Raw genomic sequence first — 18,251 nt, forward strand, 5'->3', positions numbered from 1 at the left:
GGTTTCCCGCGGTCACGACCGGGGCGGCCGCGACGGTTCCTCAGATGATGGCATGGCGGACCTTGGCCGAGACCCACTCGCTGACCAGGACCGTGATCAGGATCAGGATGAAGATCACCGTCACCTGGGGCCAGGCCAGAACGTTCAGGGATTCCTGCAGCCGCAGCCCGAGGCCTCCGGCGCCCACCAGGCCGAGAACCGTGGACTCGCGGATGTTGATGTCCCAGCGGAACACCGTGATCCCGGCGAAGGCCGGCAGGATCTGCGGCACCACGGCGTAGTCCATGACCTGCGCCTTGCTGGCACCGGTCGCGGCCACCGCCTCGACCTGCACCGCGTCGATCTCCTCGATCGCCTCGTAGAGCAGCTTGGCGACGAAGCCGATGGAGCGCAGCGCGATGGCGACGATGCCGGCCATCACGCCCGGTCCGATCACCGCGACCAGCAGCAGGGCCCAGATCAGCGAGTTGATCGAGCGGCTGGCGACGATGATCAGCAAGGCGATCGGTCGCACGAAACGGGTGCTGGGTGTGGTGTTGCGGGCTGCCATGAAGGCCACCGGCACCGCCATGAACAGCGCCAGGAGGGTGCCCAGGGTGGCGATGTTGAGGGTGTCCCAGAGCGGCTCCAGCAGGGCCGGGATATATTCCCAGCGCGGCGGGAACATGCGCGAGCCGATATCGGCCGCCTGGCGCGGGGCGTCGGTGACGAAGGCCCAGATCGTGCTCTCCGTCATCACCTGCCAGCAGAAGATGAACAGCGCCACCAGCACCAGCCAGCCGAGCCAGAGGGCCAGTTCCTTCTTGGTCGAACGCCGGCGCCAGGTCCGGTGGGCGAGGTCGGTCATCGTCATTATTGCACCCACTTCCGCACGTAGCCCGACAGGTACTCGGCGGCCATGACGATCAGGATGATCAGGATCAGGATGGCGGCGGCGGAATCGTATTCGTAGCGGTCCATCGCCGTGTTCAGCGTGGCGCCGATGCCGCCCGCGCCGACGATGCCGATCACCGCCGACTCCCGGAAATTGATGTCCAGCCGGTACAGGCTGAGGCCGATCAGCCGCGGCATGACCTGGGGCTGGATCGCGTAGTTCACGATCTGCCACCAGCCCGCACCGGTCGCCCGCACCGCTTCCGCCTGGGCCTCGTCGATATCCTCGATGTCCTCGGCCAGCAGCTTCGCCAGGAAGCCGATGGTGGCGAAGGACAGGGTCAGGAAGCCGGCGAAGGGCCCGAAGCCGAACATCGCCACGAACAGGATGGCGACGATGATCTCCTGGAAGCTGCGCGACAGGGCGACGATGGCCCGGCACACCGCATAGATCGGCAGCGGCGCGATGTTGCGGGCGGCGCCGATCCCGATCGGGATGGAGATCAGCACGCCGACCACGGTCGCCGTCACCGACATGGTGAGGCTCTCCTCCATGCCCTGGAGGATGTCCTCCCAGCGGCTGGTGAAGTCGGGCACCAGGAAGCCCTCGATGAAGCGCTGGCCGCGCTCCAGGCCTTCCCAGACGCGGATCCAGTTCACCTCGACCGAGGCGATGGCAAGCACGAGATACAGCAGGCCGCCGCCGTACAGCACCCAGCGCAGCCAGGCCCGCTTGATGAAGGGCGGCCGCTTCCAGTGCCGATGATCAACCGCACCAGACATGTCAGCGTGGGTCATGTGAGGCCCGCCAGGCGCTCGCGATCGACCGGCACGGAGGCCGGGTGATCGGCCTCTTCGTCCGTCTCCTCGCCGTCCTCGTCCGCCTTGCGGATCGTGGCGGACCAGTCTTCCTCGCCGTAGATCTGGGTGAGGACCTCGGGAGTGAGCTCGTCGGGGGCGCCGTCGAACACGACGCGGCCGTTCTGCAGGCCGATGATCCGGCGCACGAACTGCTGCGCCAGGGCGACGTCGTGGATGTTGATGATGGCGGGCAGGCCGCGCTCGTCGCAGATCTCCACGATGAGCCGCATGATCTGCCGCGAGGTCTTCGGATCGAGCGAGGCGGTCGGCTCGTCGATCAGCAGCAGGTCGGGGTCCTGCTCCAGCGCGCGGGCGATGCCGACCCGCTGGCGCTGGCCGCCGGACAGGGCGTCGGCGCGCTTGTTCACATGGGCCGACAGGCCGACCCGGTCGAGCAGCCGATAGGCGTTCTCGATGGATTCCGGGGGAAACTTGCGGAAGAAGCTGCGCCAGAAGCCGACATAGCCGAGGCGTCCGGACAGCACGTTCTCCATGACGGTGAGGCGTTCGACCAGGGCGTATTCCTGGAAGATCATGCCGATCCGCCGGCGCGCCCGGCGCAGACCGCCGCGGCTCAGGCCGGTGATGTCCATGTCACCGAGATAGACCTGGCCGGAGGTCGGCTCCACCAGGCGGTTGATACAGCGGATCAGGGTGGATTTCCCCGCCCCGGACGGCCCGATCAGGCCAATCACCTGACCGGGCTCGACCGTAATGCTCACGTCGGTGAGCGCCCGATCTCCGGTTGCATAGACCTTCGAGAGGTCCTTCAAGCGCAGCATTCGGCCGCTCTCCTATATGTCGTGGTCAAGTATTGAGACGGGGCGGAACGGTCACTTGCACTCGTAGGAAACGCCGTTCGCCGCGTCGATCTTCCGGATCACTTCCCAGTGGGACTTGTAGGTGATCGGGATGAACTGCTCCTCGCCGGAGCGGGCGAACTCTTCCTTCAGGGCCGAGCCTTCCCAGTCGAAGGTGAAGAAGGATTCCTTGATCTTCTCCTGCAGCTCCGGCTTCAGGTTGTAGACGTAGCCGAAACCGGTGGTCGGGAACTTCTGCGACTTGTAGATCGAGACGACCTGGTCGGCCTTGATCACGTCGCGGGCGACCATGCGGTGCAGCACCGAGTTCGCGATGGCGGCGGCCGGGTAGTCCTTGTTCGCGACGCCCAGGATCGAGTTGTCGTGCTTGCCGGAGAACACCGGCTCGAAATCCTTCTCGGGCTCCAGGCCGTAATCGGCCTTCAGGATCGCCGACGGCGCCTTGAAGCCGGAATTCGACGTCTGCGAGGTGAAGGCCATCTTCTTCCCCTTGATGTCCTCGACCTTCTCGATGCCGCTGCCCGGATAGGTGATGATTTCCATGTTGTAGCCGAAATCGCCGTCCTTCGAGGCCATGATGGTGAAGGACACGAAACCGGCGCAGTTCACCGCCAGCGGGTTGGACCCGGTGTTGAAGCCCGCGACGTGCAGGCGGCCGGCGCGCATCGCCTCGATCTGGGCGGCGTTGGACTGGACCGGGAAGAACTGGACCTTCTTGCCGGTGACCTTTTCCATGTGGCGCAGGAAGCCGTCCCACACCTTGGCGTAGACCGCCGGATCCTCGACCGGGGTATAGGCGAAGATGAGGGTGTCCGGGTCAACCTGCTGGCTCGGATCGGTCGGCGTGTCGGCGACCAGGTCGCCGTTGTCGTCCTTGAACCGGGAGTCGAGCGCATAGGCCGGGGCCGCCCAGCTCAGCGAGACCGCGCCGACCAGACCGGCGAGGGCCGACAGCATCAAATTTCTGCGAATCATGTGATTCTCCCTACAGGTCGTTATCGTCGGCCCACCTGCGGCATGACCGAACATTACAGTTTTGTGACATCAGCATTATCGTGGTCTCGGACGTGACCCAAGCACAAAATATATGCGTCAGTGTCCGAATGGCTGACGCAACCGGGGCTCGACTCAATGCGGCAGGATCCACGGCCGTCCGGTGAGCGGATCGGTCATGACCTGCGCCGCCAGGCCGAAGGCCCGTTGCAGGTGCCCAGCGGTCATCACCGCCTCGGGCGTCCCCTCCGCGACCAGCCCCTGCGGGCTCAGCAGCACCAGATGGTCGCTGAAGCGGGCCGCGAGGTTCAGGTCGTGCAGCACGCTGATCACCGTCATGCCGGTATCGAGTACCCGCTGCTGCAGCAGTTTCAGCATATCGATCTGCTGCGCCAGGTCCAGATGCGAGGTCGGTTCGTCGAGCAAGAGCAGCGGGGTCTGCTGAGCCAGAACCAACGCCAGCCAGGCGCGCTGGCGCTGGCCGCCGGACAGTTCCGCCAAGGGGCGGTCGGCCATGTCGGTCAGGCCGACGGCGCCGAGGGCGTCCGTGCAGGCAGCACTGTCCTCCTGGGTCCAGGGCGACAGCATCCCGCGCCACGGAGTCCGCCCGCGCCGCACCAGTTCCCCCACATTGATGGCGTCCGGCGCCAGCGGGAACTGGGGCAGGATGGCGAGTCGGCGGGCCAGGTCCCGTGTGTCGGCGGCATGGATATCGGTGTCGCCCAGCAGCACCCGTCCGGCGGCCGGCTTCAGCAGCCGGGCGAGCGCCCGCAGCAGGGTGGACTTCCCACAGCCGTTCGGCCCAAGGATGGCCGTGCTCCGGCCGACCGGGAAGGCGAGGTCGAGGCCGCGGATCACCTGCCGGTCCTGATAGCCGACCGACAGGGCTTCGGTACGCAGACCGGTCTGGCTCACAGCTCGCCCCTTTCCATTTCGCGGGACAGGCGCCACAGCAGGTAGGGCGCGCCGAGAATGCCCGTGGTCACGCCGATCGGCAGTTGCAGGCCGGGCAGGCTGGCCCGGGCGACCAGGTCGGCCAGCACCATGATGACAGCGCCGGCCAGCGCCGCCGCAGCAAGCCGCGCGCCGGCATCGGTCGCCCCGGCAAGACGGGCGCCGACGGGCGGCGCCATCAGAGCGACGAAGGCGACCGGGCCGACCACGGCGACGGTGAGGGCGCACAACCCGATTGCGGTCGTCGCGAGCAGCAGCCGGGCCCGTCCGACATTCAGACCGAGCCCGGTCGCCAGTTCCGCGCCCAGTTCCAGCGACCGCAGCGACCGCGCCTGCACCGCCAGGCACAGGGCGAGCGCCCCGCCGCCTGCGGCGAGCAGCCCGGCATCGCCCCAGTCGCGGGCGGAGAGCGAGCCGACCAGCCAGCGCTGGGCTTCCGCCGCCTGCGGACCCGACAGACGCGTCATCAGGAAGGACCCGAAGGCAGTGGCGGCGAATCCGATGCCGATGCCGACCAGGACGAGGGTGACCGGCGAGGCGCCGTCGACGCCGCCATGGCCGCCGGCCGGGCGCGACAGGATCAGGACGGCGGCCCCGGCGATCAGTCCGCCGACGGCGGCGACGACCGGCAGCGGCAGGGTCAGGCCGAAGGCGACGGCGGTCAGGATCGCCAGGCCGGATCCGCCGGTGAACCCCATCACGTCCGGCGAGGCGAGAGGGTTGCGCAGCAGGATCTGGAAGACGGCACCGGCAAGTCCGAAGGCAGCGCCCGACAGCAGGGCGACCGCGACCCGGGGGCCGCGCAGGATGGAGATCGTCAGCGCGCCGGGCCCGTCTCCGCCGGTCAGCCCGTCCCACAGCACTGCCGGGCTCAGGTGGATCTGGCCGACCAGCAGGGCCAGCGCGGCGGCGGCGGCCAGCAGCAGGGCGAGGGCGGCGGTGCGGATCATCCGACCGCTCCGGGGCGGATCCGCCGGGCGATCAGCACAAAGATCGGCCCGCCGAGCAGCGCCGTCATCACGCCCGCGCGGATCTCCGCCGGGGCGAAGAGCAGTCGCCCGGCGGTGTCGGCCAGCAGCAGAATGGAGGCTCCGAGCAGTGCGGCGGCGATGAGTCCCGGCCGCAGCGGGGCGCCGACCAGCCGGCGGGCGATAGGCGGCACCATCAGGCCGAGAAAGGCGATCGGCCCGGCGATGGCGACGGCGGCGCCGGTCAGCAGCGAGATGCAGACGAGCGCGCCCGCCTGGACCCGGCCGGGACGCGTGCCGAGACCGCGGGACAGGGCGTCGCCGAGGGACAGCGCCTCGAGCTTCGGCGCCAGCGCCAGGATGAGCAGCGCGCCGGCGCCCGCGGCCAGCGCCATCTCCGTCAGCGGCCGGGCCCGCGCCTCCGCCAGGGAGCCGACGATCCAGAACCGCACAACGTCCAGGGTCTCGCCGCGCATCAGCACTGCCGCGGTGACCAGGGACAGCAGCAGCGCGTTCAGCGCCGCGCCGGCGAGGGTCAGACGCACGGGGCTGACATTGCCCCGCAGCCCGCCGCCCAGCGCGAAGACCGCCGCGGCGGCCAGGGCCGCGCCCGGAAAGGCCAGCACCGCCAGCAGCCCGGCATCGGCCTGGCCCAGGACCAGCGACCCGAGGACGACCGCGAACGCGGCGCCCGCATTGATCCCCAGCACCCCCGGATCGGCGAGCGGGTTGCGGGTCAGCGCCTGGATCGCGAGGCCGGCCGCCCCCAGGGCGCCGCCGCAGGCCAGGCCGGCGACGGTCCGCGGAAACCGGATGGACCGGATGGTGACATGGGCGGCGTCGGTCGGATCGGGTGCGGTCAGCGCCTGCCACAGGTCGACCGGCGTGATCGGCCGGTAGCCCAGCAGCAGGCTTGCCAGCACCGCCAGGATCAGCAGGCCGACCAGTGGCGCCCAGCGTTTCATGGCGCGAGCCCGGCCTTCACGGCGCTGGCGACGGGGGTGGCGGGATCGCCGTCGCAGGCCGCGGCGATGTCGGCCTCCAGCGCCTCCAGCGCGAAGGGGAGGGACAGGACGCTGCCGAAGGACAAGGCGGCCGACACCAGCCCGCCGGCGAACACCTCGCGGCCTTCCGCGTGGGCGGTCAGGGTCCGGCGCATCGGCAGGGCGGCGAGGTCGGGGCTGGTGTCGAAACTCGACACCCAGAGCAGGATATCGGCGTCCAGCGGCGACAGATCCTCCGGCGACAGACGGGCATAGAAGTCGTCGGCGCCGGACAGGGCGGCGACGGCGTCGGTGGGCTGGAAGCCGAGCTCGATCAGGAACCGGGCGCGGGTGTCGGCACCGGCGAACGCCCCGGTCTCTCCGCTCCAGTGATAGGCGGCGACGCCGGTCCTGCCGGCCCAGCCGGGGTGGCGCCGGCGGGCCGCGGCGAACCCGGCGCGCACGGAGGCAACCAGTTCCCGCGCCTCGGCGAGGCGTCCGGTCGCCCGGCCGAGGATCAGCGTCATGCGGTCCCACGGCGTGCCGTAGGCGCTGTCGGCCGGGTCGTGTACCAGCACCGGCGCGATGCGGGAGAGAACCGTGTATTCGGCCTGCGAGAGACCGGCACCGATGGCGACGATCAGGTCCGGGTCCGTGGCCGCGACCCGCTCCATCGAGACCTCGCCGATCAGCACGTCGGGGGCGGCGTCGCCCAGATAGGGGCGGGCCCAGGGCCAGATGCTGTGGGGGAACGCGCCGAACCAGTGGCGTACCGCGACGGGCCGCACGCCCAGGGCCAGCAGCGGGTCCTGGGTGGTGTAGCCGAGCGAGACCACCCGGCGTGCCGGTCGCGGCAGCGCGGTCGTCCCGAAGGCATGCTTGAACGTGAGGTCGTCGGCCGCCGCTGCAGGAGCCTGGAACGAGGCGGTTGCGGCGGCCACCAGGCCGGTCAGGAAGGAACGGCGCGAGGAAACCGCGCGCCGCCCAAAGGATTTCGCTGCCCGCCGATCGGCAGAATTCGTCACCAAGTGTACCTGAGTGTCGCTTTCACGGTGCGTCCGTCGGCGTAATAGGCAGAGATGGCGAGCGTGTCGATAGCCGAGATGCCCCGCTCGGGCCCGGGGTCTTCGGGGGCGTCCCCGCTGCCGGCGAAGATCCGGGAAAATACCGGAAAACTAGCGCCACGGGGCACTTGATCGGCGCAGGGAGTATATATATGAACCGTATATGTTTCGTATAAATACCTCAGAGAGTTCCCGATGGGCATCGTGAAGATCGGCGACGAGCTGCACGCGGAGGTGCGGCGCGCCAGTACCGTCATGTGCCGCTCGATCAACGCCCAGGCCGAGTTCTGGATGAAGATCGGCATGCTGGCCGAGGCCAATCCGACGGCCTCGTTCAACGACATCGTCCGCATGCAGTTGGAAGCCGCCCAGGCCGGACCGTTCCCGGCGACGAGTGAGTGACGGCGGGTGCGCGATATGGTGAAGACGCCCGACGAACTGGCCCTGCTGCGGGTATCCGGCCGGCTTCTGGCCTCGGTCTTCGAGATGCTGGACGGCCTGGACCTGGCGGGGATGTCCACCCTGCAGGTCAACGATCTGGTCGACCGCTTCATTACGGAGGACCTGGCCGCCCGCCCCGCCAGCAAGGGGCAGTACGGCTATGAATACGTGCTGAACTGCTCGCGCAACCACGTCGTCTGCCACGGGGTCCCGAGTGCCGGGGAGATCATCGCCGACGGCGATATCGTCAACCTGGACATCACCCTGGAGAAGGACGGCTTCATCGCCGATTCCAGCAAGACCTACGTGGTCGGCGACGCCACCCCCGCCGCCCGCCGCCTGGTGCGGCTGGCCCAGGCCACCATGTGGAAGGGCATCGCGCAGGTCCGGCCAGGCGCCACCCTGGGCGATGTCGGCTATGCCATCGAACGCCACGCCAAGCGCAACGGCTGTTCGGTGGTGCGCGAGTATTGCGGCCACGGAATAGGCCGCGAGATGCATGAGGAACCGCAGGTGCTGAACTTCGGCCAGCCGGGCCGGGGCGTAACGCTGCGCGAGGGGATGGTCTTCACCGTGGAGCCGATGGTGAACCAGGGCACCCGCCAGGTCGCCACCGAGGCCGACGGATGGACCGTCGTGACCCTCGACGGCAAGCTGTCCGCCCAGTTCGAGCACACGGTCGCGGTGACGGCGACCGGCGTGGAAATCCTCACCCTGCGCCGGGACGAGAGGCGGATGTGAGGTCGTTCTATAAGCCCACTGCCTGGATCGCCACGCCGCCGATCGCGGCGACGGCGAGCACCTTGGCGATGCCGAAATGGAAGCGGAAGGCCAGCACCGCCGCCACGGCGAAGAGCAGCACGGCCGGGATGTTCAGGCTGGCCGGATCCGGCCAGGCGACACGCAGCCCCAGAAATTCGAGCTGACCTACCCGGTCGAAGAACACGTGCATCGCGAACCAAAGGGACAGGTTCAGGATCACGCCCACCACTGCGGCGGTGACCATGGACAGCGCCTGGCGCAGCCGGCGGCGGCCTGACAGCCAGTCGATATAGGGGGCGCCGGCGAAAATCCACAGGAAGCACGGGGCGAAGGTGACCCACAGGGCCATGGCCGCCCCCGCTACCCCGCCGGCCAGCCCGCCGACCTTCCAGGCGGCGAGGAAGCCGACGAATTCGGTCACCAGGATCAGCGGTCCCGGCGTGGTCTCGGCCAGGCCTAGCCCGTCCATCATCTCGCCGGTGGTCAGCCAGCCCTGCTGCGCCACCACGTCCTGGGCCATATAGGCGAGCACCGCATAGGCGCCGCCGAAGGTGACCACCGCGAGCTTGGAGACGAACACGCCGATCTGCTGCATCATCCCGCCCGGATCGAGCAGAGCGGCGGCCAGCACGGGCGTCCACCACAGGACGAACCACACCGAGACGGTGGCGAGCGTCCCGCCGAGCCGCGGCGCGGTCGTGGTGGGCACGGGGGAGGCGTCCGGCCCCACCGGCTGCGCCAGGCCGAGCAGGGCGGCGGCCAGGATGATCAGCGGATAGGGCAGCGCGAGGACGAAGATCGCCACGAAGGCGAGGCCCGCCACCCACCAGTGCAGAGCCGATTTGAGCGTGCGCCGGGCGACCCGCAGCAGCGCCTCGATCACGATCACGACGACCGCCGCCTTCACGCCGAGAAACAGGGCGTCGACCAGCGGCACCTCGCCGAAGGCGGCATAGAGCGCCGCCAGCGCCAGCATCACGGCGGCGCCGGGCAGCACGAAGAGCAGCCCCGCCGCCAGCCCGCCGGCGAAACCGTGCAGCCGCCATCCGCTGTAGGTCGCGAGCTGCATCGCCTCCGGGCCGGGCAGGAGCATGCAGAAGTTCAGGCCGTTGAGAAACTGATCCTCGCTGAGCCAGCCGCGCTCCTCAACCACCTCCCGGTGCATCAGGGCGATCTGTGCCGTCGGCCCGCCGAAGGACAGCAGCCCGATCCGCAGCCACACCCGCAGCGCCGCGCCGAAGGAAGGGTTTGCCGGCACGGCGCCGTTCGTCAGGTCGATCATGCCGCAGCCCTCCCGTCGGTGCGGCTTCCGCCGCGTGTGGCGCCGCCTGGCACTGGCGCATCATAGACCACCATGCCGGCGTCGATCTGGGCAAGCGTGCTGCATGGCGGCTCGTCGGACGGCCGGGCCGCTCCGGCGCCGGCGCCTGTAGCCGGGACGGTCGATTGAGGCCGGGGTCATGCGGGCGCTAAGCGACGCTGCGGCCGAGAGGCGGGGCTACCCGCTGAGCTGTGTCGCACCGGGACAGCAGACTGACCAGATCGCTCTGCCGGCAGACGCCGACCTTCTGCATGATCGATTTCAGCTGGGTGCGGACGGTGTGGATGGAGATTCCCTTGGTGCCGGCGACCTTGGCCAGGGTGTCGCCACGGACGAGACGCCGGCAGACATAGGCCTCGGCGTCGGTGAGTTGGAAGGCCTGTTTGAGAAACCGATGGTCCAGGTGGACCGATGGGGCGGTATCGACCGCCATGAGCATCAGCGCCCGGCCGTCGGTGCCGTCGGCCATGTCGACGGCGTGCACCGAGACGAGGAGCGCGTGATCTCGCCCGCCCCACAGGGGCACCGTTGCCGGCGTCGGCCGGATCGTCCCGTGATGGCGCACGGCGGCGATGGCGCCTTGAAGGCGCGAGTCCTCCAACGGACACACGGCTCGGATGTGGCCCCGGCGCAGGTCCAGCGGGTCGCCTGCCTCCAGAATCTGCCGGAACGCCCGGTCAGCGGCCACCGTCCGGGCATCCCTGTCGAGCACGGCGATCCCCAGGCACAGGGTAAGCAGGATATCCGGCAGGCTCCGCTGCAGGTCCTCGGGCCCGGCTGGACCGGGTGCCGCTGCCGTCGTCATCGTCGCATGCGCATTCATGATCGTTCCCCCATTTATCCACCCAGCGGCGGAACGGCAGTTCGGCGCCGTTCCGACCGTCGCTGGTTGCATTGAACGGGGTCGGCATGAAGGCCAGCGTGAAAGCAGTGTTAAAATTACCCGCAAATCGGGATTAATTATGTAAAAATTGACCTGGGCAAGTCCTCTGGCGACGGGTCATCGATCCGGACGTCCTGGAACAGTGCAGTCGCTAGGTGGGGAGCGACGCGTCTCATGGATCCGCCGATACGACTTAGACTCCTTGGCGGCTTCGACCTTCAGGTCGACGGCGAACCCGTGCCCCGTCTTCCCCGCAAGGCGAAGGCCATGCTGGCGTATCTTGTCTTGGAGGGCGGCCGCCCGCCGGCCCGGGAAGTGCTGGGCGATCTTTTCTGGCCGGCCGCAGCGCCGACCCAGATGCGCGACAGCCTCAGGCAAGCGCTGTTCGTAATCCGGCAACACCTGAACCCCAGGGGTGGGCGGATCGCCTTGCATCAGGGCATCCCACTACTCTTACCGGATGTGGTCGCCTGCGATGCGCGCGAGGTGGCGGAGAGCGACGACGCCATGCCGCTCGACCGGTTGCGCGCGGTGACCACGCTCTATACGGGCCCGCTGCTCAAGGATTTCGTGCCGGTCTCTCCGGGCTTCGACGATTGGCTCGGCGTGATGCGGACCAGCCTGGAGGACCGGACGCTGCGGGCACTGCACCGTCTGGCCGGCCACGCCCTTGCCGGCGGTGACGCCCCGCGGGCCGTCGAACTGGCGGAGCGGATGATGGGGGTCGATCCGTTGCGCGAGGACGTGCACCGCCTGCTGCTCTCGGCATTGGCGCAGGCGGGACGGCGCAGCGATGCCCTGAGATTCTTCCGGAGCATCCAGGAACTCCTGCACCGCGAGTTGCAGATCGCGCCGTCGCCGGAGACGGTCACGCTGGCGGACGGGATCCGACAATCGCTGGATGTGCGGGCGACCGCTGCTCCCGCGGCGCCTTCTCAGGGCGGTGCGCCGGTCGTCGCTGTGCTGCCGTTCCAGCAGCTCGGCCCCGTCCAGGTGCCGCCGCATCTGGTGAACGGGATGGTGGCCGACATCATCGCGCAATTGACCGGGCTGCACGAGTTGAGCGTGATCTCCTATGGGTCCACCATGACCCTGTCGGACAGCGCCGAACCGCGGGAGGTGGGGCTCAGGCTCGGCGCTAGCTATATCCTGCGGGGCATCGTCCGCAGCGACGGAACAGTCGTGCGGCTGACCAAGGAGCTGGTGTCCGTGGCCAGCGGGTCGGCGATCTGGTCGCATATCGACGATTTCCGCAGCATGCCCTCCTTTGCTGAGCAGGACCGGATCGTCAGTCAACTCGTGAACACCCTGACGCCCCGGGTCCAGGAGGAAGAGTTGCGCCGGATCCGGGGCCGCCGTCCGCTCAGTCTGACCGTCTACGAGAAGACCCTGCTGGCGCGCCAGCTGCTCGAAACGCGGGAACTGGAGACCTTCAGAGAAGCCATCGGGATCCTGGGCGAGGTGATCCAGGTGGAGCCTGGCTATGCCGAGGCTCATGCGCTGCTGGCGGATTGCTATGGGCTCCTTGTCGGGGAGGGCTGGTCAACCGATCGGAAGGGAGACGTCGCCCGGCTCGAGACGCATTCGACGACGGCTCTTGCCCTCGACCGGGACAATGTGAGGGCGTTGGTCTTCTACGGTCATCGCCGCGCTCTGCACCACCGCGACTACGCAGGCGCCAAATCCATGTTCCGGCGGGCGTTGGACGTCGCGCCCAATTCCGCGCTGGCCATGCGCTGGAGCAGCTTCACCTATTCTTATGACGGCGACGCCGACGAGGCGCTGCGGCGGGCGTTTCGGGCGATGGAGCTCTCGCCGTGCGATCGCGATGCAGGCACCTTTTATTTCGCGCTCTGCGTGGCGTATTTCACTGCCGGGGACTTCTCCGCTGCGGCCGAATGGGGGCGCCGGGCCCTGGCCGAGCGTCCCGTGCTGCGCGGCATGGCCGGCTGGGCGGCCGCCTCCCTGGCGGCGGCTGGATACCTGGACGACGCCCGCACGGTTGCCGCCGGCATCATGGCGGTATGGCCGGAGCGCCGGGTCCGGGATGTCGTAGCGAACCATCCCTATCGCGACGACCGGCTGCGCAGGCAATATGGCGACTTCCTGCGTGCCGCCGGATTCCCGGAGTGATGGTGAATATGAATTAGTTTATCGATTTTTCCAAAACTGTGGATACACTCTCTATGCGGGAGTTTTCTGGTGCGAGGAGGGGGCTATGCGCAGAAGGGATTTCGGGAGCGAAGGCGGCGGTGAAGGCGGCGGTGAAGGCGGCGGTTTTCTGCCCCCCTATGAGTTGATCTCGAAGAAACCTCCGGGATGGCATGACATATACGCGGACGAGGAAACCGATTTCGTCGATGTGGGAGAGTTTCCCATCGCAGCATGGCATCCGTCCTATCGGGCCACTGCGATTGCCGCAGACTTTTTGTCGTCCCGGGAGTGGAAGCTAAGTTGTGATCCGGGACAACCTGATTTGGGTGAGGCGGCGATCCGCGCCGAGCTCAAAGCGCTCGCAGGTAGTGATTTGTATGGAAATCGCGGTAACTGGATTGATGAGATAAATGCCCAGAAGAACGACTTTTCCGGATATTTCGCCTGCCTGCTTGGTTGTTCTCCGACGTCGAGGCCGGCAACCTGGACCCTGGTTCTGTTGGGCATCGAACTCGGAGCTCTGGTCGGCCAGTATTACAAGGGAAAGTACAAACGGGCCCGTCCGGCACAGCTGCTGACGACGCTGGCCTCGGACGTTGCGACGCCCGCACATCCGTCCTATCCCAGCAATCATTCGCTGCAGGCTCATCTGGCTGCGAACTGCGTTTCCGCTGCGGTCGAAGCCTGTCGGGTTAACTGTGACAAGCTTGCGGCTCGGATCGGATTGTTGCGGGAGGTCGCTGGCTTGCACTATCCGAGCGACACTGCGGCCGGCATTCACGTCGCCGCCAAGGTTGCGGAACTCCTGAACGGTGTCGAAGGGTATGACGCGCTGTTGAAGGAGGCCAGATTGGAATGGCCCACCGCGGTCCGGCATCCCAATCCGATGAAGGCGGGGCAGTGATCACTTGTCGCTCGGAGGCGCGCTCCATTCGTATGTTGGCCGGGTAATGGGGAGCGCCTCTGGAATTCGTCTGTGTCAGACGTAATCCTCGTCGGGAAGCAGCGCCAGCATTCGTCTGACAGATGACAAAAATGTTGGCGGATCTAAGAAAGCTAGGGGCGCCAGCTCATCAAGGCCGTATCCGGCGCTGTAGACCATTAACCGGTCGTCGGGGGGCGCAGCCGCCTGGATCCAGAGCGCCGTCAGGTAAAGTGACCTGATTTCGACAGCGGTCAGGTCGAACCCGGTTTCCTCGTCCGCGAGCGCGGACTCCGCCAGCGCAATGGCGGAAACGAAGTCATTTACCTCGTCGCCTTCCGACAGGGTGAAACGCGCGCTGCCTTCTCCGTCCGGCGCCGATTGCACTGCCATGGCGATCGGCCTGCTGCCGGCACCGTGGATCAGCCCGCGCCAGCCCGCGAAGGCGGCCGCTTTGCGCAGGGAGGCCGAGGCCGATAGTTCATCTTCGTCGACACTGTAGAGAGCGTGCCAGGTCGACACGGCAAGAGAGGAGGGTGCAGCACCGCGCATCGCCGGCAGAAGAAAGGTACGCTGCTCGGCCCTGTCCTTGAGGTCCCGGCGTAAGTCATCCAGAATTGTAGTCGGCGGTTGAGTAAGTTGGAGTGGCATTGCTTCACTCTCCATTTGCCTGCTCGGCTAGAAAATAGCGATCGAGACCTTTCCCGACCTTCTTCCGCCAGTCGTTGATGTGCAGTTCCTTGGCTCCGACGCCGCGTGCGGGATCCCATACGGCAATCCGGTTCAGCGAGCCGTAGCCGAAGACAACCACAAAGTGCCTCAGCTTCCCCAACTCCACGCGTACCGGGAGCGGGCGTCGATGGTCGATTTCCCTCGTGCACTCCTCCCAGACAGGTTGCTTGGTCGGCACGTGCCGGTACGGCAGGCGGACGGTTTCCAAAGCCGCCGACAGATAGCCCCACTTGTTGCAGCGGCTGTCGCGGCTGGCTCCGGCGCCGCAGCAGTCGCCATCCGGGTGCTGTCCGCAGGCCACCTCGCACTGGGTCCACCGCTGGCGGGATGGGTGATGCGGCCGGCTTCTGAGCCAGTATTCGTTCACCGCGACCGCTACGGCCGCCCAGCACCATTTCGTCTGTTCCTGCTCGCGGGCGCCGTCGAGGAACCCCTCCAGCACATGGTAGCCGGGTGGGGGCGTCCAGAGGATCGTCTCCTTCAGCCTCTTGAGAAAACCGAAGAGTCCGGCTTCCGGATCCGGCAGCCCGAGCGGCGTAAGCGATGCCTGTATGATAGATGGTAATGTCATGGATCTCCCCCGTGTTGATACCGGAGTGAATCTCCCCAGAACCGCCGTTTGAAAATTCCCCAGTTGGCGTGTCGCCGGTCATCCGGGGCGCGCCCCGGATGACCGGCGGCGGCGAGTTGCCGATGCTCCTCTCGGTCGGCGAGAGGAGTTCGGCGGTGATCAAACTGGGAGAGATGCTCATGATCTTGGAACTGCATCGGCAGGGGCTGTCTATATCGGCGATCGCACGGGAGAGCGGGTTCGACCGCAAGACCGTTCGTCGCTACATCGAGCGCGGCCTGGAGCCACCGAGCTATGGCCCACGCAGGCCACGGTCACGTCTGCTGGATCCGTACACCCCCTATCTGCGCGAACGCGTGATGACGTGGCCTGGCCTGACCGGCGCCCGGCTGCTGCGAGAATTGCGGGACCTCGGCTATAGCGGCGGCTATACGGCGGTGACGGATTATCTGCGTGATATCCGTCCCGCGCCGACACCGGGTTATGAGATCCGCTTCGAGACACCTCCCGGTCAGCAAGGACAGGTCGACTTTGCTCAGTTCCAGGTGGTGTTCACCGATGAGCCGGAACAGCCGCGGATCGTGTGGCTGTTCTCGCTGGTCCTGGGGCATAGCCGCCTGATCTGGGCACGGTTCGTCGCCCATCAGGACCTAGCGACAGTGCTGCGCTGCCACGTCGCCGCCTTCGACGCGATCGGCGGCGTGCCACGCGAGCTTCTCTACGACCGCATGAAGACGGCGGTGATCGGCGAAGCTGCTGACGGGGAGCCGCGCGGCATCGTCTACAACAGGGCCCTTGTGGATCTGGCCCGCCACTATGGCTTCCACCCGCGCGCGTGCCAGCCCTACCGGGCCAAGACCAAGGGCAAGGTCGAGCGGCCGTTCCGATACATCCGCGAGGACTTCTTCTTGGCCCGTTCGTTCCGCAACCTGGACGATCTGAACGAGCAGCTGCGGCGCTGGCTGGACAGTGTCGCCAATCCCAGGGTGCATGCCACAACCCGGCGGGTCGTGAACGAGGCGTTCGCCGAGGAGAAGCCGCACCTGCTGGTTCTGCCTCTGGCGCCGTTCCGCTCCGTACTACGTCTGGAGCGACGGATCTCCCGGGAAGGGATGGTAAGCGTCGGTGGCAACTTCTACAGCGTTCCGGATGCCACCCGGCGGCGCACGGTCGAGGTGCACACGCTCGCCCAGGAGATCAGGATCTTCGAGGACGGCACGTTGATCGCGACCCATCCGGTCCTGGAAGGCCGCCACCAGCGCCGGGTGGCTCCTGGACACCGAAAAGGAGGGGGCTCCACAGGACGAAGACGTGGAGCCGACGGAGATGTGGTCGTCAGCCGAACCGGCGACGTGGTCGCTCAGCGCTCCCTGGAGTTCTACGACGCTGTCGCTCGCCGTCTTGCCCGGGAGTGCCGGTCATGAGCGCTCCAGGTGATCTGACCCCGTCGACCCTGGAGCGGATCCGCCACGATCTGGTCGGTCTGAAAATGCCACGCGCCCTGGAAGCCCTCGATCAGGTCGTGCGCCGCCTCGAGCACGGGGAGATCGGTGCTCTGGAGGCCATCGACATGCTGCTCGCCGAGGAACTGACCCTGCGCGAGAACAGCCGCATCAAGACGGCCCTGCGCATGGGCCGACTGGCGACCATCAAGACGCTCTCAGGGTTCGACTTCTCCTTCCAGCCGTCGCTCGACCGCGATCGTATCCTCACCCTCGCACAACTCGGCTTTATCGGTCGCTGCGAGGTCGTCCACTTCCTCGGCCCGCCCGGCACCGGCAAGAGCCATCTGGCCATCGCCCTCGGCGTCGAGGCGGTGAAGGCAGGGCGCAGTGTCTACTTTTGCACACTCGCCGACCTGCTCGGGCAACTCGCCCGCGCCGAGCGCGAGGGACGGCTGACGGAACGCATACGCTTCTTCTGTCGACCGGCTCTGCTGATCGTTGACGAGATCGGCTACCTGCCCGTCGTTCCTGGGGGTGGCAACCTGTTCTTCCAGCTGGTCAACGCCCGATACGAGCGTGGTGCGATGGTCCTGACCTCCAACCGCGGCTTTGCCGAATGGGGCGAGGTGTTCGGAGACCCGGTCGTCGCCACCGCACTCCTCGACCGCCTGCTGCATCATGCTCTGGTCATCCAGATCGAAGGCTCCAGCTACCGGTTGCGCCAGCACGCCGACCTCATGCCCGAGCACGTCCGCTCCAAGGCTACCATCACACCGCCGACCCCAGCACCGCTACGACGGCCAAGGGGACGGCCGCCCAAAAACGACCACATCACCGCGACAACCTGACCGGCGAAACTGGGGAAATTTACTTCGGCGCTTCTGGGGAAATTACGGGCGGCATTGACACCCCCGAGACGTCGGAGCCGGGCAGAGGACTTCCGCCCGGCCAGATGCGTCGATGAAACGCGGCGCGTCTCCGCCGGTCAGCGCAGCAGGCGCTCGCCCTCACCGCTGAAATAGAAGCGCTCCAGAAGGTCGGCCTCGGCGTGCTTCTTGGTCCAGTGGGCGGGATACTCCCGACGATCGTCGATGGCGAAGCGGATGCGGGTCCGCGAGAAGGTCTGGGGGCTGGCGATCCCCTCGCCGCGGGCGACATCGACGATCATCTCGTCGAGGATCGATTGGATCGTGCGGTCGAGGACCGGACCGTGGGTGATGGACTGGCCGACCTCGTAAGAGACCAGAACGTCTCCGACGATGCTCTGGGCGAGACCCGGATCGCCCCGGCTGATGCGGTCCCGGATATTGGCGTGGTGTTCGTCGATGCCGAAGGGATCGAAGCGCATTCCGTCCTCCTGGTTGCTGGCGGCATCTCGACACCGGCCGCCCTGACGCCGCCTCGGTGCCCATCCGGCTGAGCGGCAGGGGCAGTCTGCGGCGGTCCAGCTGGGGGCTGCATCCTCCGTTTGGGGGATGCAGCTTTCCTGGAGACGGCCGTCGC

19 protein-coding genes are annotated in these 18,251 nt (G+C 67.4%); 6 read left to right on the forward strand and 13 right to left on the reverse strand.

Annotated features, from left to right (window positions below; genetic code table 11):
* Positions 1-40: 40 nt before the first annotated feature.
* The 8 genes from phnE (T8K17_RS15835) to T8K17_RS15870 form a co-directional block, all read right to left on the reverse strand.
* On the reverse strand, positions 41-853 hold the full coding sequence (gene phnE, locus T8K17_RS15835; protein WP_322330707.1) for a phosphonate ABC transporter, permease protein PhnE: 813 nt from the start codon (positions 851-853) through the stop codon (positions 41-43).
* The gene (gene phnE / locus T8K17_RS15840; protein WP_322330708.1) at positions 853-1,671 is read right to left on the reverse strand and encodes a phosphonate ABC transporter, permease protein PhnE; all 819 of its coding nucleotides are present in this window, start codon (positions 1,669-1,671) and stop codon (positions 853-855) included. Before phnE (T8K17_RS15840) ends, phnE (T8K17_RS15835) begins: the two co-directional genes overlap by 1 nt.
* A complete protein-coding gene (gene phnC / locus T8K17_RS15845; RefSeq protein ID WP_322330709.1) occupies positions 1,668-2,516 on the reverse strand; it encodes a phosphonate ABC transporter ATP-binding protein in 849 nt (282 codons plus the stop codon). Before phnC ends, phnE (T8K17_RS15840) begins: the two co-directional genes overlap by 4 nt.
* Before the next feature lie 51 nt (positions 2,517-2,567).
* Positions 2,568-3,530, reverse strand: a complete 963-nt coding sequence (gene phnD / locus T8K17_RS15850; protein ID WP_322330710.1) for a phosphate/phosphite/phosphonate ABC transporter substrate-binding protein — start codon at positions 3,528-3,530, stop codon at positions 2,568-2,570.
* A gap of 153 nt (positions 3,531-3,683) precedes the next feature.
* Positions 3,684-4,463: an ABC transporter ATP-binding protein gene (locus T8K17_RS15855; protein ID WP_322330711.1), complete on the reverse strand. Its 780-nt coding sequence runs from the start codon at positions 4,461-4,463 to the stop codon at positions 3,684-3,686.
* Positions 4,460-5,452, reverse strand: a complete 993-nt coding sequence (locus tag T8K17_RS15860; RefSeq protein ID WP_322330712.1) for an iron ABC transporter permease — start codon at positions 5,450-5,452, stop codon at positions 4,460-4,462. Before T8K17_RS15860 ends, T8K17_RS15855 begins: the two co-directional genes overlap by 4 nt.
* Entirely contained in the window at positions 5,449-6,435 is a 987-nt protein-coding gene (locus tag T8K17_RS15865) for an iron ABC transporter permease (protein WP_322330713.1), read from the reverse strand. Before T8K17_RS15865 ends, T8K17_RS15860 begins: the two co-directional genes overlap by 4 nt.
* Positions 6,432-7,394 (reverse strand): ABC transporter substrate-binding protein, encoded by a 963-nt coding sequence (locus T8K17_RS15870; protein WP_322330714.1) that lies wholly within the window; start codon positions 7,392-7,394, stop codon positions 6,432-6,434. The genes T8K17_RS15865 and T8K17_RS15870 overlap by 4 nt, the downstream gene beginning before the upstream one ends.
* Positions 7,395-7,712: 318 nt before the next feature.
* Between T8K17_RS15870 and T8K17_RS15875 the strand changes: the two genes are divergently transcribed.
* Both T8K17_RS15875 and map read left to right on the forward strand, forming a co-directional pair.
* Positions 7,713-7,919 carry a ParD-like family protein gene (locus T8K17_RS15875; RefSeq protein ID WP_322330715.1) on the forward strand — a complete coding sequence of 69 codons (207 nt, stop codon included), beginning with the start codon at positions 7,713-7,715 and terminating at the stop codon, positions 7,917-7,919.
* Between the two features lie 15 nt (positions 7,920-7,934).
* Entirely contained in the window at positions 7,935-8,699 is a 765-nt protein-coding gene (map, locus tag T8K17_RS15880) for a type I methionyl aminopeptidase (RefSeq protein ID WP_322330716.1), read from the forward strand.
* A 7-nt stretch (positions 8,700-8,706) separates the two neighbouring features.
* Here map and chrA read toward each other — a convergent pair whose 3' ends face one another.
* A complete protein-coding gene (gene chrA / locus T8K17_RS15885; RefSeq protein WP_322330717.1) occupies positions 8,707-10,002 on the reverse strand; it encodes a chromate efflux transporter in 1,296 nt (431 codons plus the stop codon).
* Positions 10,003-10,189: 187 nt separating this feature from the next.
* A complete protein-coding gene (locus T8K17_RS15890; protein WP_322330718.1) occupies positions 10,190-10,864 on the reverse strand; it encodes a helix-turn-helix transcriptional regulator in 675 nt (224 codons plus the stop codon).
* 234 nt (positions 10,865-11,098) lie between these two features.
* Here T8K17_RS15890 and T8K17_RS15895 point away from each other — a divergent pair, with 234 nt between their 5' ends.
* Both T8K17_RS15895 and T8K17_RS15900 read left to right on the forward strand, forming a co-directional pair.
* Positions 11,099-13,057 (forward strand): BTAD domain-containing putative transcriptional regulator, encoded by a 1,959-nt coding sequence (locus T8K17_RS15895; RefSeq protein ID WP_322330719.1) that lies wholly within the window; start codon positions 11,099-11,101, stop codon positions 13,055-13,057.
* A gap of 85 nt (positions 13,058-13,142) precedes the next feature.
* Positions 13,143-13,982: a phosphatase PAP2 family protein gene (locus T8K17_RS15900; protein ID WP_322330720.1), complete on the forward strand. Its 840-nt coding sequence runs from the start codon at positions 13,143-13,145 to the stop codon at positions 13,980-13,982.
* Between the two features lie 75 nt (positions 13,983-14,057).
* Here the strand turns inward: T8K17_RS15900 and T8K17_RS15905 are convergent, their stop codons facing one another.
* Positions 14,058-14,651 carry a hypothetical protein gene (locus T8K17_RS15905; protein WP_322330721.1) on the reverse strand — a complete coding sequence of 198 codons (594 nt, stop codon included), beginning with the start codon at positions 14,649-14,651 and terminating at the stop codon, positions 14,058-14,060.
* A gap of 4 nt (positions 14,652-14,655) precedes the next feature.
* Complete coding sequence (locus tag T8K17_RS15910; RefSeq protein ID WP_322330722.1) at positions 14,656-15,303, reverse strand: papain-like cysteine protease family protein; 648 nt, start codon at positions 15,301-15,303, stop codon at positions 14,656-14,658.
* A 155-nt stretch (positions 15,304-15,458) separates the two neighbouring features.
* Here T8K17_RS15910 and istA point away from each other — a divergent pair, with 155 nt between their 5' ends.
* A complete protein-coding gene (istA, locus tag T8K17_RS15915) occupies positions 15,459-16,727 on the forward strand; it encodes an IS21 family transposase (RefSeq protein WP_028793183.1) in 1,269 nt (422 codons plus the stop codon).
* The gene (istB, locus tag T8K17_RS15920) at positions 16,724-17,596 is read left to right on the forward strand and encodes an IS21-like element helper ATPase IstB (protein WP_028793182.1); all 873 of its coding nucleotides are present in this window, start codon (positions 16,724-16,726) and stop codon (positions 17,594-17,596) included. The genes istA and istB overlap by 4 nt, the downstream gene beginning before the upstream one ends.
* A 137-nt stretch (positions 17,597-17,733) precedes the next feature.
* On the opposite strand, the gene T8K17_RS15925 is transcribed toward istB, so the two are convergent.
* On the reverse strand, positions 17,734-18,096 hold the full coding sequence (locus T8K17_RS15925) for a hypothetical protein (RefSeq protein ID WP_322330723.1): 363 nt from the start codon (positions 18,094-18,096) through the stop codon (positions 17,734-17,736).
* Positions 18,097-18,251 lie beyond the last annotated feature (155 nt).

Origin of the sequence: Thalassobaculum sp. OXR-137 (assembly GCF_034377285.1) — a bacterium.
Taxonomy (GTDB): Bacteria; Pseudomonadota; Alphaproteobacteria; order Thalassobaculales; family Thalassobaculaceae; genus Thalassobaculum.

What these genes read in the sequence shown, in the direction of transcription:
- phnE (WP_322330708.1), bottom strand. Translation starts at nt 1,671, where the DNA reads ATGACCCACGCTGACATGTCTGGTGCGGTTGATCATCGGCACTGGAAG.
- T8K17_RS15905 (WP_322330721.1), bottom strand. Translation starts at nt 14,651, where the DNA reads ATGCCACTCCAACTTACTCAACCGCCGACTACAATTCTGGATGACTTA.
- T8K17_RS15875 (WP_322330715.1), top strand. Translation starts at nt 7,713, where the DNA reads ATGGGCATCGTGAAGATCGGCGACGAGCTGCACGCGGAGGTGCGGCGC.
- T8K17_RS15890 (WP_322330718.1), bottom strand. Translation starts at nt 10,864, where the DNA reads ATGAATGCGCATGCGACGATGACGACGGCAGCGGCACCCGGTCCAGCC.
- phnD (WP_322330710.1), bottom strand. Translation starts at nt 3,530, where the DNA reads ATGATTCGCAGAAATTTGATGCTGTCGGCCCTCGCCGGTCTGGTCGGC.
- T8K17_RS15900 (WP_322330720.1), top strand. Translation starts at nt 13,143, where the DNA reads ATGCGCAGAAGGGATTTCGGGAGCGAAGGCGGCGGTGAAGGCGGCGGT.
- T8K17_RS15925 (WP_322330723.1), bottom strand. Translation starts at nt 18,096, where the DNA reads ATGCGCTTCGATCCCTTCGGCATCGACGAACACCACGCCAATATCCGG.
- T8K17_RS15895 (WP_322330719.1), top strand. Translation starts at nt 11,099, where the DNA reads ATGGATCCGCCGATACGACTTAGACTCCTTGGCGGCTTCGACCTTCAG.
- phnC (WP_322330709.1), bottom strand. Translation starts at nt 2,516, where the DNA reads ATGCTGCGCTTGAAGGACCTCTCGAAGGTCTATGCAACCGGAGATCGG.
- map (WP_322330716.1), top strand. Translation starts at nt 7,935, where the DNA reads ATGGTGAAGACGCCCGACGAACTGGCCCTGCTGCGGGTATCCGGCCGG.
- T8K17_RS15865 (WP_322330713.1), bottom strand. Translation starts at nt 6,435, where the DNA reads ATGAAACGCTGGGCGCCACTGGTCGGCCTGCTGATCCTGGCGGTGCTG.
- T8K17_RS15910 (WP_322330722.1), bottom strand. Translation starts at nt 15,303, where the DNA reads ATGACATTACCATCTATCATACAGGCATCGCTTACGCCGCTCGGGCTG.
- phnE (WP_322330707.1), bottom strand. Translation starts at nt 853, where the DNA reads ATGACGATGACCGACCTCGCCCACCGGACCTGGCGCCGGCGTTCGACC.
- chrA (WP_322330717.1), bottom strand. Translation starts at nt 10,002, where the DNA reads ATGATCGACCTGACGAACGGCGCCGTGCCGGCAAACCCTTCCTTCGGC.
- T8K17_RS15860 (WP_322330712.1), bottom strand. Translation starts at nt 5,452, where the DNA reads ATGATCCGCACCGCCGCCCTCGCCCTGCTGCTGGCCGCCGCCGCCGCG.
- istB (WP_028793182.1), top strand. Translation starts at nt 16,724, where the DNA reads ATGAGCGCTCCAGGTGATCTGACCCCGTCGACCCTGGAGCGGATCCGC.